The sequence below is a fragment of the Peribacillus sp. SRI_006 genome, from assembly GCF_057586375.1.
Window position 1 is genome coordinate 193,466 of the sequence record NZ_JBYCZT010000003.1, and the last position, 16,621, is coordinate 210,086.

15 protein-coding genes and 1 pseudogene are annotated in these 16,621 nt (G+C 40.4%); 13 read left to right on the forward strand and 3 right to left on the reverse strand.

Features of this window, described 5'->3' with window-relative positions:
* Positions 1-2: 2 nt before the first annotated feature.
* On the forward strand, positions 3-1,571 hold the full coding sequence (locus AC2YHV_RS05185) for a fumarate hydratase (RefSeq protein ID WP_034305659.1): 1,569 nt from the start codon (positions 3-5) through the stop codon (positions 1,569-1,571).
* Positions 1,572-1,620: 49 nt separating this feature from the next.
* On the opposite strand, the gene AC2YHV_RS05190 is transcribed toward AC2YHV_RS05185, so the two are convergent.
* A complete protein-coding gene (locus AC2YHV_RS05190) occupies positions 1,621-1,758 on the reverse strand; it encodes a hypothetical protein (protein WP_164468808.1) in 138 nt (45 codons plus the stop codon).
* A gap of 111 nt (positions 1,759-1,869) precedes the next feature.
* Here AC2YHV_RS05190 and AC2YHV_RS05195 point away from each other — a divergent pair, with 111 nt between their 5' ends.
* From AC2YHV_RS05195 to AC2YHV_RS05215, 5 genes are all read left to right on the forward strand, one after another.
* Positions 1,870-2,055, forward strand: coding sequence for a hypothetical protein (locus AC2YHV_RS05195; protein WP_034306471.1), 186 nt, complete (start codon positions 1,870-1,872; stop codon positions 2,053-2,055).
* Between the two features lie 135 nt (positions 2,056-2,190).
* On the forward strand, positions 2,191-2,976 hold the full coding sequence (gene pdaA, locus AC2YHV_RS05200) for a delta-lactam-biosynthetic de-N-acetylase (RefSeq protein ID WP_412760496.1): 786 nt from the start codon (positions 2,191-2,193) through the stop codon (positions 2,974-2,976).
* Positions 2,977-3,098: 122 nt separating this feature from the next.
* Positions 3,099-3,983: a DNA-3-methyladenine glycosylase family protein gene (locus AC2YHV_RS05205; RefSeq protein ID WP_487372737.1), complete on the forward strand. Its 885-nt coding sequence runs from the start codon at positions 3,099-3,101 to the stop codon at positions 3,981-3,983.
* Positions 3,980-5,365: a 23S rRNA (uracil(1939)-C(5))-methyltransferase RlmD gene (gene rlmD / locus AC2YHV_RS05210; RefSeq protein ID WP_057278632.1), complete on the forward strand. Its 1,386-nt coding sequence runs from the start codon at positions 3,980-3,982 to the stop codon at positions 5,363-5,365. The genes AC2YHV_RS05205 and rlmD overlap by 4 nt, the downstream gene beginning before the upstream one ends.
* A 117-nt stretch (positions 5,366-5,482) precedes the next feature.
* Complete coding sequence (locus AC2YHV_RS05215; RefSeq protein ID WP_034305651.1) at positions 5,483-6,010, forward strand: YehS family protein; 528 nt, start codon at positions 5,483-5,485, stop codon at positions 6,008-6,010.
* Between the two features lie 171 nt (positions 6,011-6,181).
* Here the strand turns inward: AC2YHV_RS05215 and AC2YHV_RS05220 are convergent, their stop codons facing one another.
* Positions 6,182-7,081: a 3-hydroxyacyl-CoA dehydrogenase gene (locus tag AC2YHV_RS05220; RefSeq protein ID WP_487372738.1), complete on the reverse strand. Its 900-nt coding sequence runs from the start codon at positions 7,079-7,081 to the stop codon at positions 6,182-6,184.
* A gap of 191 nt (positions 7,082-7,272) precedes the next feature.
* Between AC2YHV_RS05220 and AC2YHV_RS05225 the strand changes: the two are divergent.
* A pseudogene (locus AC2YHV_RS05225) lies at positions 7,273-8,026 on the forward strand (SDR family oxidoreductase).
* Positions 8,027-8,541: 515 nt separating this feature from the next.
* Here the strand turns inward: AC2YHV_RS05225 and AC2YHV_RS05230 are convergent.
* Positions 8,542-8,673: a hypothetical protein gene (locus AC2YHV_RS05230; protein WP_255256744.1), complete on the reverse strand. Its 132-nt coding sequence runs from the start codon at positions 8,671-8,673 to the stop codon at positions 8,542-8,544.
* A gap of 374 nt (positions 8,674-9,047) precedes the next feature.
* On the opposite strand from AC2YHV_RS05230, the gene AC2YHV_RS05235 reads away from it, so the two are divergent.
* The 6 genes from AC2YHV_RS05235 to AC2YHV_RS05260 all read left to right on the forward strand — a co-directional run bounded on the left by AC2YHV_RS05235 (position 9,048) and on the right by AC2YHV_RS05260 (position 16,535).
* Positions 9,048-10,238 (forward strand): glycine C-acetyltransferase, encoded by a 1,191-nt coding sequence (locus AC2YHV_RS05235; RefSeq protein WP_098864650.1) that lies wholly within the window; start codon positions 9,048-9,050, stop codon positions 10,236-10,238.
* A gap of 45 nt (positions 10,239-10,283) precedes the next feature.
* Positions 10,284-11,243, forward strand: coding sequence for an L-threonine 3-dehydrogenase (locus tag AC2YHV_RS05240; RefSeq protein ID WP_053533708.1), 960 nt, complete (start codon positions 10,284-10,286; stop codon positions 11,241-11,243).
* A gap of 332 nt (positions 11,244-11,575) precedes the next feature.
* Complete coding sequence (locus AC2YHV_RS05245) at positions 11,576-12,973, forward strand: amino acid permease (RefSeq protein ID WP_057278635.1); 1,398 nt, start codon at positions 11,576-11,578, stop codon at positions 12,971-12,973.
* Between the two features lie 152 nt (positions 12,974-13,125).
* A complete protein-coding gene (locus AC2YHV_RS05250; RefSeq protein WP_412994005.1) occupies positions 13,126-13,419 on the forward strand; it encodes an RNA polymerase alpha subunit C-terminal domain-containing protein in 294 nt (97 codons plus the stop codon).
* Positions 13,420-13,514: 95 nt separating this feature from the next.
* The gene (gene coaA, locus AC2YHV_RS05255; protein ID WP_034305636.1) at positions 13,515-14,435 is read left to right on the forward strand and encodes a type I pantothenate kinase; all 921 of its coding nucleotides are present in this window, start codon (positions 13,515-13,517) and stop codon (positions 14,433-14,435) included.
* Between the two features lie 594 nt (positions 14,436-15,029).
* On the forward strand, positions 15,030-16,535 hold the full coding sequence (locus tag AC2YHV_RS05260; RefSeq protein WP_487372739.1) for a malate:quinone oxidoreductase: 1,506 nt from the start codon (positions 15,030-15,032) through the stop codon (positions 16,533-16,535).
* Positions 16,536-16,621 lie beyond the last annotated feature (86 nt).

The following is a 16,621-nucleotide window of genomic DNA, read 5'->3' on the forward strand; positions in this document are numbered from 1 at the left end:
ATTTGGATATTCAAAAATTCCAAGAAAGTATGTACAGTCTTATCGTTGAAACTTCAACGAATCTTCCAAAGGATGTTCGTCGTGCGGTCAAAAGTGCAAAACAACGTGAAAATGCAGGTACTCGTTCTGCATTGAGCCTGACCACCATCACGAATAATATTACAATGGCTGACGACAATGTATCACCGATTTGCCAGGATACTGGTCTGCCGACTTTCAAAATAAAAACTCCAGTTGGCGTGAACCAACTTGAAATAAAAAAAGCAATTCGAAATGCAATCATTTTAGCGACAAAAGGCGGAAAACTTCGTCCAAACGCAGTTGATTCTTTATCGGGTGAAAATAGCGGGGATAACCTTGGGGAAGGTCTTCCTGTCATTAAATTCGATCAATGGGAAAAAGACTATATTGATGTTCGTCTCATCTTAAAAGGCGGCGGCTGTGAAAATAAAAACATTCAATACAGTCTGCCTATGGAACTTGAAGGATTGGGAAAAGCGGGCCGTGATTTGGACGGAATCCGTAAATGTATCCTTCACTCTGTCTACCAAGCACAAGGACAAGGCTGCAGTGCCGGCTTCATCGGCGTGGGTATCGGAGGGGACCGTTCATCCGGATATGATCTGGCTAAGGCTCAACTTTTCCGCAGTAATGAAGATGTGAATCCGAATGAAGACCTTCGTCAACTTGAAGATTACATCATGAAGACTGCTAATGAATTGGGCATCGGCACGATGGGCTTTGGCGGCGAAACTACACTGCTTGGATGTAAAATCGGTGTCATGCACCGTATTCCGGCAAGCTTTTTCGTATCCGTTGCTTACAACTGCTGGGCGTTCCGCCGTTTAGGAGTGAAAGTCAATCCTGAAACAGGCGAAATCAATGAGTGGTTGTATCAAGAAGGCGAGAAAATCGACTTTGCTCTGGAAGCAGAAAAAGCAGCGAAGGATGAAGTGGCAGCCGCTGCAGAATCGGACGTTGAAGCTTCCCGTGAAATCACCCTGCAAGCACCAATCACGGAAGAACAAATCCGTGAATTAAAAGTGGGTGACGTAGTTCATATTAATGGCAGAATGTATACAGGCCGTGACGCTATCCACAAGCACTTATCTGAAAATCCTGCACCAATCGACCTGGATGGACAAATCATCTATCACTGTGGACCAGTTATGCTGAAGGATGAAGAGGGCAAATGGCATGTGAAGGCCGCCGGACCAACAACAAGTATTCGTGAAGAACCATACCAAGGCGATATCATGAAGCGATTCGGCATCCGTGCAGTTATCGGTAAAGGCGGAATGGGACCAAAAACACTAGAGGCATTAAGTGAACACGGCGGCGTTTATCTAAATGCAATCGGCGGGGCTGCTCAATATTATGCAGACTGCATCAAATCCGTCGAGGGTGTGAACTTCACTGAATTTGGTATTCCAGAAGCAATGTGGCATCTGAATGTTGAAGGATTCACTGCAGTAGTTACCATGGATTCACATGGAAACAGCCTGCATAAAGACGTTCAGCAATCTTCATTGGAAAAATTGGCACAATTCAAAGAACCGGTATTTAAATAAATGTTTGGCAAAAGACGCTCACCAAAAGGTTGAGCGTCTTTTGCATATCTTACTCTTTGATTTCCGGCAGTGGATCGATCCTTGATGAATCCTCCAAATTCAATCCGCTTTTCACAAAATGAACAAACACTCCACCACTTAAACCAAGACAACCAACAAAGCCAAGAGTGATAACCCATTCCAGCATTACATTCCCCCCTTGGTACATGTATATGAAAAAAAAGGCGAAAATTACCTCAGAAAAGTACAATCTTTTGGAATGGTCGCACATACATTAGAAGAGAAAGGAGGGATTTTCATGCAGAATAACTACATCTTATTCTTTTTCGCCATGATAACTGGTTTTGCTTTCATCCAACTTCCTGTGGCAAACACGATTTTCTCCGGTCTTGAAACATTCCTTGACGTAGTCGGAATTGTAATCGTTCTCATTTTCGCTATCGCCATTATTTGGAAGGCGGCACAAGCGTTATTTAAAGGATAAACAGAACATGGAGGCCTATCCTTTTCGGAGGAAGGGCCTTTTTTTGTTTTGCGGAAGGAATTCGACCTTCACAATATCATGCATATAAATCTCCATGTTCCAAACAATAAGAAAAAAGACATGGGGGATGTTCCAATGAAAAAAATGGTGATTTTATCCGCTTTTATATGCTTGATATGCTCTTTGGCCAGTCCAGCTTTTGCAGAATCCTATAATTGGGGATTCAATAAAGGGAAAAATGGTACACCTGCCGATGCCGGAAAAAAATTCAATGAAATGCTGCCTGAATATGAAGCGATTTATAAGGGGGATACAAAGAAAAAAGTCGTTTATTTAACCTTTGATAACGGTTATGAAAATGGCTATACGGCCCAGATTTTAGATGTTCTGAAGAAACATGGTGCTCCTGGAGCTTTTTTTGTCACGGGTCATTACTTAAAAACGGCACCTGAGCTTGTTGTCCGTATGGCCAATGAGGGGCATATCGTAGGAAACCATTCATGGAACCATCCGGATATGACCAGCGTGACGGACGATGTGATCCGCACCGAACTTGAGCGGGTAAAAGAAGCAACGGAAAAATTAACGGGGCAAAAGGGAATGAACTATTTAAGGCCGCCTCGTGGCGTATTTAATGAGAGAACAATGAGGGTCGCAAAAAAAGAAGGGTATTTCCACATCTTCTGGTCACTGGCATATAGGGACTGGATTGTAGATCAACAAAAGGGTGCCGCTTTTGCACATGATGAAGTGCTTAAGCAGATTCATCCCGGCGCGATTTTATTATTGCATACCGTATCGAAGGATAATGCGGAAGCATTGGACTCGATTCTGACGGATCTTGAAAAACAGGGGTACACTTTTGGTAGCCTTGATGAATTAATGATTGAGAAACAGTTGCCGAACCGAATGCTTTATTAAAATGAGAAGCGGGTCCTGTCGTGATATTTCAGGTCCCGCTTTTATCCATTCTTCTCGATTTCAAGTAATATTTCAGGAAACATGCTATAATACGTGGAAAACTGCTAAAGGATGGATCGCTTGTGTGGACAGAAAAATTACAGGTTCAAGGACCCTATAATTTCGATCTTGTTCTCGAACGATTATCGTTAGACCCACTTCAGATAGTTGATTTTACTAACAGGACGGTAAAAGTTCCGCTATATATAGAAAAAGAACCGATCGTTTTGCAGGTTCAGGCAATAGGAAATATCGATGAACCATCTTTTATCATCAAAGGTCAATCAGAGGTGTACAAGTCAAAAGCAATCGAACGGTTAAAAAAGGTTTTTCATTGGCATCAGCCATTGGAAGGCGTTTCCCGGCACTTCCGGGAATCCGATTTGCGGGAAATCTTCGAAGAGCACCGCGGTACTGCCATCGTCTTGGACTTCGATTACTACAGTTGCCTCGTGAAATGCATCATACATCAGCAATTGAACTTATCTTTTGCCCATACGCTCACGGAACGATTCGTTAAAACCTTCGGCTTCCAGATGGAAGGCGCCTGGTTTTATCCGACACCGGAAACAACCGCCCAACTACAAATCGAGCAATTAAGAGCCATTCAATTCAGTGGCCGGAAAGCGGAATACGTCATCGGACTTTCCGAGCAGATCATTCAGGGCCATCTCAACCTTGATATAATGGAAAAGCTATCCGATCAAGAGGTTATGGATACACTAATAAAAATACGCGGTATCGGTAGATGGACGGCTGAAAACTTCCTGCTTTTTGGACTTGGCCGGCCGAACCTATTTCCTAAAGCCGACATTGGCATTCAAAATGCCTTGAAAATATTATATGGCTTACCGCAAAAGCCAACCCAAGAAGAAATGGAGTCCTATAGTGTGAAATGGGCTCCATATCTAAGCTACGCTTCCCTCTATTTGTGGAGAAGCATTGAAAAACGGAGTGAAAAGAAATGACAAACATTCAAGATACAAAACTAGAAGTGAATCAAACCCTTCCCCTTACGATTAAACGGCTGGGAATTAACGGAGAGGGAGTCGGTTATTTCAAAAAGAAAGTCGTCTTCGTCCCAGGAGCATTACCTGGTGAGGAAATTGTAGCTTTGGTTACAAAAGTTCAGCCAAACTTCACCGAGGCGAAAATAAAAACCATCCGTAAAGAATCACCGCATCGCATTGCTGCGCCATGTCCGGTTTACGCTGAATGCGGTGGTTGTCAGTTGCAGCATTTGAGCTATGACCAGCAGCTTGTTGAAAAACGCGATATCGTCATTCAAGCGATGGAACGTCATTCAAAATTCCCAGTTTCTTCATTAAATATAAAAGAAACGATCGGCATGGAAGATCCTTGGAATTATCGCAATAAAAGTCAGTACCAAGTTGGCCAAAAAGATGGCAAGTTGATTGCAGGCCTTTATGGCATGAATTCCCATACACTGATCGATATCCCGAATTGCCTTGTACAGCATAAGGCAACGAATAAGGTAACACGTACAGTGAAAAAGATACTGAAGAACCTGAACATCTCGATTTATAACGAAAGAAAAAGAAAAGGTGTCATCCGTACTGTCATTACACGGGTAGGATTTGAAACAGGTGAAGTCCAGGTTGTCCTTGTTACGGGAGCGGAGGAAATTCCACAAAAAGATCAGTTGCTAAAACAAATTCGTGACCAATTGCCAGAAGTGAAATCGGTCGTACAAAACATCAACAACCGGGACACATCACTGATCTTTGGCGAAAAAACGATTCACCTGGCAGGCGAAAAAGTCATCAACGAAACATTGGGTGACCTATCATACGAACTATCGGCCCGTACATTCTTCCAGCTTAACCCGGTTCAAACTGTTCGCTTATATGATGAAGTGAAAAAAGCAGCAGCCTTAACCGGCACGGAAAAAGTGGTTGACGCTTATTGCGGTGTTGGAACCATTGGGCTATGGCTATCTGAAAACGCCAAGGAAGTCAGAGGAATGGACGTCATCAAAGAATCCATTGAGGACGCCAAGAAAAATGCCAAAAAACATAAACGCAACAATGTATACTATGAAACAGGCAAAGCCGAGAATATCCTTCCACGCTGGACCAAAGAAGGCTGGAAACCGGACGTACTGGTCGTCGACCCGCCAAGATCCGGCTGTGACCAATCTTTACTGCAGACAATCTTGAAAGTTAAACCGAAAACCATAGTGTACGTATCATGCAACCCGTCCACATTGGCGAAGGACTTACAAGAACTGGGTTCATCATATCGAGTGGAGGCCATGCAGCCCGTGGACATGTTCCCGCAAACGAGCCATGTGGAAGTAGTAACGTCATTGAAGCTGATTAAAGAATAAGCAGAGTGATCCGGGAATCTGTAAAAGGTTCTCGGATTTTAATCTGCGTTTATTTCCAACCATTTGTGAAATAATGAAAGTACTGTGAAAATCGAGAAATACATAGGAGGGTTTTGGATGCATAATCATGATATATTAATTCGATTAAGATATGCGTTGGATATTAAAAATAAAGATATGGTTGAGATATTTAAACTTGGGGAGATCGAAGTGACAATGGAAGAAGTCATGCAGATGCTCACAAAACCAAAAGATGATTATTATGATGAATATGAAGAATATGATGATTTGGATGAAGCTGATGATGGGGTAAATTGCAATAACATGATGCTAGAGTCCTTTTTAAATGGTTTGATCATTTTTAAAAGAGGGAGACAAGAGCCAAAACCTGGTCAGCCTCAAAGTCAGGCACCGGCTGTAAAGCATAAGGAAAGTGTAAATAATATCCTTCTGAAGAAACTGAAAATAGCATTATCATTAACCAGTGAGGATATGATTGATATTTTGGAAGAAGCAGGAGTCATGATAACCAAAGGGGAATTAAGCGCTATATTAAGAAAAGTGGGTCATAGGAATTATAAAGAGTGCGGAGATCGATACGCCAGGAATTTCTTAAAAGGATTAACTTTGAGATATAGGGGATAAGGGTTCGGTACTGTTTTTATCGTGCACATCATGATATTTAGGCCTTGATTTCGTGAAAAGTACTTTTCCGATTTCAGGGTCTTTTTCTATTCGAAGACATTAGGAAGTGAGAATTCATTTAAAAACAGAAGGCACCCCCAGGACACCCTCTGCATAGTAAATACGAGTTCATTAGCCTCTTAAAAAGTCTGGTTTTGCGAAATTGGGGTTAGGATATTTATAGAAGCCTGCTCCTGCTTCTCTTCCGATTTTCCCTTTATCGACATACTCCGTTTTCAATAAGTTAGCCAGCTTTTCAACTTCTGGATCACCTGTCGCTTTCGCTTTTGCAAGTGAAATATTATAAGCGGTATTGATTCCTACCACATCTAAAATGGCGAAAGGTCCAAGAGGTGCTCCTGTTGCGACCATCCACGTTTTATCGATGGTTTCCGTATCAGCCACTCCTTTTAATAAGAGCATTTGGGCAGCATCCAAAAGAGGAACCAATAAGGAATTCAATATATAGCCTGGCTGCTCTTTATGTAAAGGCAGAGGAACCATTCCAATCGCTTTTGCAAATTCAATCACTTCCTCGAACACTTCATCATCCGTTCCAGGATGTTTCATGATTTCTGCGGTATTGTTTTTCCAGATTTCATTAGCGAAGTGTAAAGCCAGGAATTTTTTTTGGCGGCCTGACGCTTCGGCAAATTGGCTTGGTAATAATGTAGAAGAGTTTGTAGCGAAAATTGTTTTTTCAGGAGCGACTTTTCCTAACTCTGTGTAAAAATCCGTTTTGATTTGAACCACTTCCGGAATCGCTTCAATCACAAGGTCAGCTTTGGCAACTGCCGCAGATAAATCACTGTGGAAAGATATGCGGGCATAAGCAGCATTAAGATCTTCCTCCGCAGCTCCAAGGTCTTCTTTATAGTAGGGCTTCAAATTAATGATCCTATCTTTTGCACGTTCTAATGCTTCATCATTGATGTCATAAACTGACACGTTGAACCCTTTGACTGCAGTTTGAAATGCGATCTGACTACCTAAAACGCCGCTGCCGGCAATCGTGATATTCTGATAATTCATAGTCATTCTCCTTTATTTCTTTGGATATCTCTACTTGTTAATTATGCGCTTAACTTGAATATAGATGCAGGAATAAACTTGATATAGTTTTTTTCCTTTTAAAAGAATGGATAAACACGCAGACCATTTTAAAGGGTTTTTACCATTCGTTTATGGGAAGAAGAGACATAGAGAAGCTTGATGAATGAAAGATGGGTAAAACAATTTTCATTACTGGAGCGGGCAGCGGGCTTGGAAGAGGAGTTGCACTCGGGTTAGCAAAGCAGGGGCACCGTGTAATTGCCACAACGGAAATCACTTCCCAGAAAACGGATCTTATGAGGGAGGCGCGGGAACGGGGCTTGGATATAGAAGTCTTCAAATTGGATATTACAAATGAACGTGATCGAGCAAGAATTGATATTCATGATTTTGATTTATTTGTTGCAAATGCGGCGATCAATGAAGGAGGACCGCTCGGAGAAATGCCGACCGACCGATTCAGGGCGATCTTCGAAGTGAATGTTTTCGCTACACTAGAATCCGTTCAGTTTACTGCAAGAAAGCTGGTCAAAAAAGGAAAAGGGGAAATCGTGTTCTTAAGTTCAATGGCTGGGATCATAACGACACTATACGGCGGCCCGTATGCAGCAACCAAACATGCATCGAGGGAATGGCATTAACCTTAAAGGATGAGCTGGAGGAGTTTGGGGTGCAGGTTGCGAACATCAATCCGGGAGCATACAATACCGGTTTTAACGACAGGGCAGCAAGGATTTTACAAGAGCAGATGATATGAAAAAGCAACAAAAGGGATTAAAAAACCAATTCGATCCGGAAGATATGATAGAAAAGATGATCGAAATCATCCCGGCTGACCACCATAAATTCCGTACTGTTCATCCCGAGAAAACGGAAAAACAGATGAAGAAGACCGAAAAGAAACGGTGGGACATGGAAATCTGATTTATGGGAAGCATTATTGTCATAGGATTAGTGCAGTAGAGGAGTAATTTTGTTAGTTATGCATCGATTGTGGACAAGGAAGAGAAATAGGGAAAATCCTTATTCTTAGCCCCTTTATCCCATTCTTTTGCATGACTTTTTTGTTTTTTGGACGTGAGATTCAATTCAATATCCGAGCTGATCATCAGCTCATTTTGTATTGTTGTAATGGACTTAAGCGTCCATTAGTACAATGTAAAACAGACAAAAAAGAGGATAATTAATCCCTTTGCTGACTATGGACGAATTGGAAGAACTCGGGTTTGCCTGCGGTTTTTATCTTTAAAAAACAATCCAGTTGATTGGAGCGGGTGAACGGGAAGCCTGCTTAAAAAAGCGACCCCTCAGGCGCAAAGCCCCCGAGGAAAGCGATTGCCTGGAGAGGGAAATAAGCCCCAAAAACAGTTCATGATCAGGAATGAACCATTCTGAACTTCCTTTTGTCAACAAACTGAAAGTGGATTTCTCCCCTTGGCTTACTTGTCTTCATTTGTTTGTTCATCAGGTTTTTGGATGATTTCTTTTAATTCTCCAATGTCACCTTTTGCATTGATAATCTCAAAAATCTCATTTAGGCCTTCTGAGGTTTTTTCATCTTCCGTTTTCACTATACCCCTCCTTAATTAGGTTAATGGTTAAGGTCTCCAAAAAACCAGTAGATATAACATCGTTTGCCTTGGAAAATTGATGAAATTCTCTTCGTGTTTTCATTGATATAAACGCATTTTAGGCGGATGTTGATTGTAAGAACTACAAAAATTCAAATTTTTTTGTCCACACAATATGGACAACATTAAAATTATCCATTATTATGAGTGTTATAACACTTAGTATAAAGGGATTTGCGCTAATACTGTGTGTGTTTTTGGAGAAGACACGTGTATTTTTGGAAAAAAGGGAAAAAATACAATATTTTTAAAATAGGTGTAAAACATAAAAAAATCCTGCATTTATTCCAACCATCAATAAGGGGGTATATTAAATGTCAAGTGAAATATTAAATGAATTTTTGAAAGAAAATTTGGAAGATTTAAAAGAAAAGGGACTTTACAACGTTATTGATCCAGTGGAAGGTGCTAATGGTCCGGTTATCACGATTGCGGGCAGGGAGCTAATTAATTTATCATCCAATAATTATTTAGGTTTAGCAACAGATAGACGATTAATAGAGGCTTGCATAGAAGCGACGAAAACATATGGCGTCGGTGCAGGTGCCGTTCGTACGATCAACGGAACGTTAGATATTCATGTCAAATTAGAAGAAAAGCTCGCCGAGTTTAAGCATACAGAAGCAGCCATTGCTTATCAATCTGGATTTAACTGTAATATGGCAGCGATTTCAGGAGTGATGGATAAAAATGATGCCATTCTTTCAGATGAACTGAATCATGCTTCAATCATTGATGGATGCCGACTTTCCAAGGCAAAAATCATTCCCTTTATCCATTCCGACATGGATGATTTACGGACAAAAGCACGTCAAGCAAAGGAGTCCGGATTGTATAACAAGATCATGATCATCACCGACGGAGTGTTCTCGATGGATGGGGATATAGCCAAACTTCCTGAAATTGTGAAGATTGCCGAAGAGTTCGACTTAATTACGTATGTTGATGATGCGCATGGTTCGGGTGTATTAGGTAATGGTGCAGGAACGGTTAAGCATTTTGGGTTATCGGATAAAGTGGATTTCCAAATTGGAACATTATCCAAAGCCATTGGTGTTGTGGGGGGCTATGTAGCAGGAAAGAAAGATTTGATTGATTGGTTAAAGGTGAGAAGCCGTCCATTTTTATTTTCAACGGCTGCCACACCGGGAGCAGTTGCAGCTAGCATAGAAGCCATCAATATTTTGATGAATAGCTCAGAACTTCAAAATAAGCTTTGGGAAAATAGCGATTACTTGAAAAAAGGCCTAAAAGAAATAGGGTTTGATATCGGGGAGAGCGAAACACCGATCACGCCTTGCATTATAGGTGATGAAGCAAAAACGCAGCAATTCAGCAAGAGGCTGAATGAAGAAGGTGTGTATGCTAAATCCATCGTATTCCCTACCGTTCCAAAAGGTACAGGAAGAGTGAGGAATATGCCTACTGCGGCTCATACAAAAGAGATGTTGGATAGCGCATTGGCCATTTATGAAAAAGTGGGAAAAGAGATGTCGATCATATAAGTAGATTGCTTGTTTCAGAGTTTAAAACATGGGGAGGGATTTTTGATGAAAAAGGTCTTGGTAACGGGAGCTTTAGGTCAAATTGGTTCAGAACTGACGCTAAAAATGAGAGAGGTTTATGGAGCTGACAATATCATTGCGACAGATATCCGAAAAACGGACAGCGATGTTGCTCAATCAGGTCCATTTGAAGTTTTGGATGTTACGGATGAAAAAGCGATGTTTAACATGGCAAAAAAACATGAAGTGGATACGATTATACATTTGGCCGCTTTATTGTCGGCAACAGCTGAAAAGAAGCCGCTTTTAGCTTGGCACTTAAACATGGGCGGATTGGTCAATGCTTTGGAAACAGCACGAGAACTCGATTGCCAATTATTCACACCTAGTTCCATTGGTGCGTTTGGTCCAACCACTCCTAAAGATTGGACACCGCAAGACATCATTCAACGGCCGAATACGATGTACGGCGTGAATAAAGTATCCGGAGAGTTATTATGTGATTATTATCATCATAAATTTGGGGTTGATACGAGGGGGCTTCGATTCCCGGGACTGATTTCGTATGTCACACCTCCTGGCGGCGGAACTACCGACTATGCAGTTGAAATTTACTATGAAGCGATTAAAAACAAGCGATATACTTCTTACATTGATAAGGGAACGTATATGGACATGATGTATATGCCGGACGCTTTAGCTGCCATCATTGCTTTAATGGAGGCAGATGCTTCAAAATTGAAACATCGGAATTCTTTCAATGTTTCTGCCATGAGCTTTGATCCGGAGCAAATTGCTGCCGAAATTAAAAAGCATATACCGGAATTTGTCATGAATTATGAAGTCGATCCTGTAAGACAATCCATTGCAGACAGTTGGCCAAATACAATTGATTCAACATGTGCAAAGGAAGAGTGGGGATTCAAGGCGGAATATGATTTGGAGAAAATGACCAATGATATGTTGTTAAAGCTGAGATTAAAGTCCCTTTTGGTAACAGCGTAATAAACCTGCCAGCCGAATAAAAGAGTTGCAAAACTCTTTTATTCGAGTTATTTTATACAGGGGAATTTTTACGTTTAAGGGGTGAACTTGTTATAACCGGTAAAAAGTAAGCGCTTTCTATGGCATCTCGGACAGAATAAAGAATTAACATGAAAATGGATAGTAATCTTTCCAACTGTCAGGAATGCTTAAAAGTGAAGAGTGATTTTATGAGGCGGCTTTAAGAAAGATTAAATAAAGTGGTGCCTGCTATATCATTTCTATACTAAATAGGGAGTGTAATAAGCATCTTGCATAAAATTTCGACTATTAGTAGTATAGGGGGAAATGGAATGGCAAACAAAGATTTGAATAGGGACTTGAAAGGTCGTCATATTCAGATGATCGCTTTGGGCGGAACGATTGGTGTCGGTTTATTCATGGGTTCAGCCAGCACGATTCAATGGACAGGTCCGTCTGTAATGTTAGCTTATGCGATCTCTGGTTTATTTATATTCTTGATCATGCGCGCAATGGGGGAAATGTTGTACTTAGAGCCAAGTACAGGTTCATTTGCAACATTTGGTTATAAGTACATTCATCCATTGGCAGGGTATATGACAGCTTGGAGTAACTGGTTCCAGTGGGTTATCGTCGGGATGGCAGAAATTATTGCAGTGGGGACGTACATGCAGTATTGGTACCCTGATCTCCCTGCTTGGATTCCAGGTTTAATTGCAATGGTGATTCTTGGAGCAGCGAACTTAATTTCCGTTAAGTCCTTTGGGGAAATTGAATTTTGGTTTGCACTGATTAAAATCGTAACGATTATTTTAATGATTGTTGCAGGGTTTGGACTGATTTTCTTTGGGATCGGTAACGGTGGGGAAGCCTTAGGGTTATCGAATCTTTGGGAACATGGCGGTTTATTTACAGGCGGCTGGAAGGGCTTCTTCTTTGCTCTCTCACTTGTGGTTGCCGCTTATCAAGGTGTAGAATTAATCGGGATTACGGCTGGTGAAGCAAAAGATCCGCAAAAAACGATAACCAAAGCGATTCAAAGTACCATTTGGCGTATTTTAATCTTCTATATCGGTGCGATCTTCATTATTGTAACCGTTTACCCTTGGGATCAATTAAGTTCGATTGGCAGTCCATTTGTTGCGACCTTTGCGAAGGTTGGTATCACGGCAGCAGCCGGAATCATTAATTTTGTCGTAATTACGGCTGCAATGTCTGGCTGCAATAGTGGTATTTACAGTGCAGGACGCATGCTTTACACATTAGGGGTGAATGGGCAAGCGCCAAAGTTCTTTGCAAAAGTATCTAATAGCGGTGTCCCTTTATTCGGTACGTTCGGAGTGATCGTCGGTTTAGCGATTGGGGTTGTTTTAAGTTATATTGCACCAGAAAATTTATTTGTGCATGTATACAGTGCGAGTGTACTTCCTGGAATGATTCCATGGTTTGTCATTCTGATCAGTCAAATTAAATTCAGGAAGGTCAAAAAAGCTGAAATGCACAATCATCCATTCAAGATGCCGTTTGCACCTGTTACAAACTACCTGACCATCGCTTTTTTGATCATGGTATTGATCGGTATGTGGTTTAATGATGACACACGTATATCTCTTATGGTTGGAATAGGTTTTCTGGCTATCGTAGCAATCAGTTATTTCGCTTTTGGAATAGACAAGCGTGTACAAGCAAATGCTCAAACAGAGGCTAAGAAGGAGGACAAAGTGGGTTAATCCATCATTCACTTTGCGTTTTGCAAAGGGTTGCTGCGGCAGCCCTTTTCCAATGTAATTAATGATAAAATGGATTAAAATGGTTGCTTCATTGTGAAGGGTGAACTTTTTATGTTTGGACTTAAAATTCAGAAGAAAAGGAGAAATTGACAATGACCACTTCAAAGAAGAATTTGAGGACTTGCGAAAAGGGACACAAATACTATAAATCCAGCGACTGTCCGACCTGCCCTGAATGTGAGCAGGAACGAAAACCTGATACAGGATTCCTTTCAGTGCTCTCGGCACCTGCCAGACGTGCATTGGAAAGCAATGGGGTAACCTCTTTACAACAGCTATCAGCATATAGTGAAAAAGAGGTTTTGAAATTCCACGGTATGGGACCAGCTTCTTTACCGAAACTTAGGGAAGCTTTGGAGACAGGTGGGTTATCATTCAAAGCTTAATCAATTTAGTGAATAAGGGATCAGGAACTTCTTTTTTATGGACATCATCCTTGTTAAACTGATAGTAACTCTAAAAAGTGAGGTAACGAAAAATCATGAGTTCCTATACTCCCTATTTTGAATTCAATCGAAAAAAGTGGGCATCTTTGCGAAACCATACCCCTCTTCCTTTAACAGAAGAAGAATTGGATAACTTAAAAGGAATAAATGAAGAAATATCCATTCAGGAAGTGGAAGAGGTTTATTTGCCCTTGACCCGTTTGATCAATTTACATGTTGAGGCATCTCAGCAGCTTAACACAGCCACTTCTTCATTTCTAAAAACTGATGCTAAAAAAGTACCTTATATCATTGGGATTGCAGGGAGTGTTGCTGTAGGAAAGAGTACGACTGCAAGGTTGCTTCAGACTTTATTATCCAGATGGGATAATCACAGAAACGTAGGTCTTGTCACTACCGACGGTTTTTTGTACCCAAATGATCTTTTGGAAGAAAAAGGATTGATGAAAAGAAAAGGGTTTCCTGAAAGTTATGATACCCAAAAATTAATCAATCTTATCGGAGATGTAAAAGCGGGAAAAAATAAAGTGGAAGTTCCAATCTACTCACATTTGAAGTATGACATTTTGCCAAATGAAGTGCAGACTATCTGTAATCCGGATATTTTAATAGTGGAAGGTGTTAATGTTCTTCAAGTTGACAAGGAAAATCAAGTATTCGTCAGTGACTTTTTTGATTTCTCACTCTATGTAGATGCAGATGTTAACGACATAGAGCGGTGGTATGTCGAAAGGTTCCTTTTACTTCAAAAGACTGCATTTCAAAGTCCCGAATCCTATTTCCATCGTTATATTGACTTTTCTAAAGAACAGGCCATAAAAAAAGCGACTCAAATTTGGGAAGAAATTAATTTGAAAAATTTACATGAAAATATACTGCCGACAAAAGGACGGGCAAAACTCATCTTGAAAAAAGGGTCGGAACATAAAGTTGAAAATATCTTTTTGCGAAAATAAGAGAAATAATGTTTTTTTGTAATAGTAATAAGTTAAGAAATTATATTAATGAGGGACTATGAGATAAGTCTTAAAATTAAGAATATTACCGGTGATATTACCTTATACTGGTTTAATTTTCAGTAATTATTGGTATTGTTATAATATCTAATAATTGGGTGGAATTTATGATACTAGTTAAAAAGTTAAGAGTTTAGCAATTTCAGGAAGGTCCTAGTTTTTTAGGGAAATGGTTACAGAAAGTTCTAATTTTCCTTCTGTTTTTGTCAATAAATGTGTATTTTCCTGGCTTATTCGAATCTGTCAATATTATTTCACTAACAGTTTCTTCCTTCAATGATGGGGAGTTGCTGAAGAAATCTTTTAATGCGACTATCGGGGCGATAAGTTTAAGCTAATTTCTTTTCAAAATCAACATTTTAACAAAAAAAGTAATAGTAGAATATTTTAATCTATGAAATAATAATAATAGATTATGATATAGTTATAAGGAGACAGAAAAGGTGTGTTCCTAGTTCGTGCCGGGCTTTTTTTGACACCTAAGCAGGAGCGCCTACATCTTTTTTGCAAATATAGGGGATAAGGAAGGTTATAATGAGCAACATACAGAAACAAACAGACGTTATCTTAATTGGCGGCGGAGTCATGAGCGCGACTTTGGGATCATTACTGAAAGAGTTAGCACCGGAATGGGAAATCAAAGTATTTGAGAAGCTTGCAAACGCAGGAGAAGAAAGCTCTAACGAATGGAATAATGCGGGTACGGGACATTCTGCACTGTGCGAGCTTAACTATACATCCGAAAAAGCTGACGGATCTATAGATATTAGCAAAGCAATTAAAATAAATGAACAGTTCCAAGTTTCATTGCAGTTTTGGTCGTATCTTGTAAACTGTAAGCTGATTGATAATCCGCAAGACTTTATCATGCCATTGCCTCATATGAGTATGGTGCAAGGGGATAACAATGTAGCGTTCTTAAAGAAACGTTTTGAAGCGCTGTCCAAAAATCCTCTGTTCCAAGGTATGGAGTATTCCGATGACCCAGCAAAACTGATGGAATGGATTCCACTTATTATGCAAGACCGTCCATCGAATGAATCTATAGCGGCAACAAAAATTGATTACGGTACAGACGTTAACTTCGGTGCTCTGACACGCATGTTGTTTAACCACTTAAAGGCTCAAAACGTCGATATCAAATATAAACATAGTGTTGATAATGTTAAACGTGCCAGTGATGGCTCATGGGAATTAAAAGTGCGTAATGTCGATACCGGTAGCGTAGAAAGTCATAATGCTAAATTCGTCTTTATCGGAGGCGGGGGCGGAAGCTTGCATTTACTGCAAAAATCCGGCATTCCTGAAGGGAAACATATCGGAGGATTCCCTGTAAGTGGATACTTCATGGTATGTAATAATCCGGAAGTTGTTGCACAGCATCATGGGAAAGTATACGGAAAAGCTAAAGTTGGTGCACCACCAATGTCTGTTCCGCATCTTGATACACGTTTTATCGACAATAAAAAATCGTTGCTATTTGGACCATTTGCGGGCTTCTCACCGAAGTTCTTAAAAACAGGTTCAATGTTCGATTTAATAACTTCCGTAAAACCGAATAATGTTTTAACTATGTTGGCGGCAGGTGCAAAAGAGATGCCATTGACAAAATACTTGATCCAGCAAGTTATGTTATCGAAAGAACAGCGCATGGAAGAGTTACGAGAGTTCATCCCGAACGCTAAGAGCGAGGATTGGGATTTAGTAGTAGCTGGCCAACGTGTACAAGTTATCAAAGATACTGCTGAAGGCGGCAAAGGTACACTTCAATTTGGTACGGAAGTTGTAAGTGCATCCGATGGCTCTATTGCAGCATTGCTAGGTGCTTCTCCAGGGGCTTCCACTGCTGTTCACGTTATGCTTGAGGTAATTAATAAATGCTTCCCGCAACGCATGAAAGAGTGGGAACCGAAAATTAAAGAAATGATTCCTTCTTATGGAGAATCACTAATGGAAAATACAAAGCTTTTGCACGAAATTCAAACTTCAACATCAGAGACGCTTGGTCTGAGCAAAAAAAAAGAGCTAGTTTATAGTTAATTTTTGGATATCGAAGCATCATTGAAATTAAAAACAACAGAACCTTTAATCGATCTTTGATTGAAGGTTCTTTTTTTGTTTTGGCT

Coding starts and splice junctions, on each gene's coding strand:
- rlmD (WP_057278632.1), top strand. CDS start 3,980: ATGACAAACATTCAAGATACAAAACTAGAAGTGAATCAAACCCTTCCC.
- AC2YHV_RS05245 (WP_057278635.1), top strand. CDS start 11,576: ATGGCAAACAAAGATTTGAATAGGGACTTGAAAGGTCGTCATATTCAG.
- AC2YHV_RS05195 (WP_034306471.1), top strand. CDS start 1,870: ATGCAGAATAACTACATCTTATTCTTTTTCGCCATGATAACTGGTTTT.
- coaA (WP_034305636.1), top strand. CDS start 13,515: ATGAGTTCCTATACTCCCTATTTTGAATTCAATCGAAAAAAGTGGGCA.
- AC2YHV_RS05235 (WP_098864650.1), top strand. CDS start 9,048: ATGTCAAGTGAAATATTAAATGAATTTTTGAAAGAAAATTTGGAAGAT.
- pdaA (WP_412760496.1), top strand. CDS start 2,191: ATGAAAAAAATGGTGATTTTATCCGCTTTTATATGCTTGATATGCTCT.
- AC2YHV_RS05220 (WP_487372738.1), bottom strand. CDS start 7,081: ATGAATTATCAGAATATCACGATTGCCGGCAGCGGCGTTTTAGGTAGT.
- AC2YHV_RS05240 (WP_053533708.1), top strand. CDS start 10,284: ATGAAAAAGGTCTTGGTAACGGGAGCTTTAGGTCAAATTGGTTCAGAA.
- AC2YHV_RS05250 (WP_412994005.1), top strand. CDS start 13,126: ATGACCACTTCAAAGAAGAATTTGAGGACTTGCGAAAAGGGACACAAA.
- AC2YHV_RS05190 (WP_164468808.1), bottom strand. CDS start 1,758: ATGCTGGAATGGGTTATCACTCTTGGCTTTGTTGGTTGTCTTGGTTTA.
- AC2YHV_RS05215 (WP_034305651.1), top strand. CDS start 5,483: ATGCATAATCATGATATATTAATTCGATTAAGATATGCGTTGGATATT.
- AC2YHV_RS05260 (WP_487372739.1), top strand. CDS start 15,030: ATGAGCAACATACAGAAACAAACAGACGTTATCTTAATTGGCGGCGGA.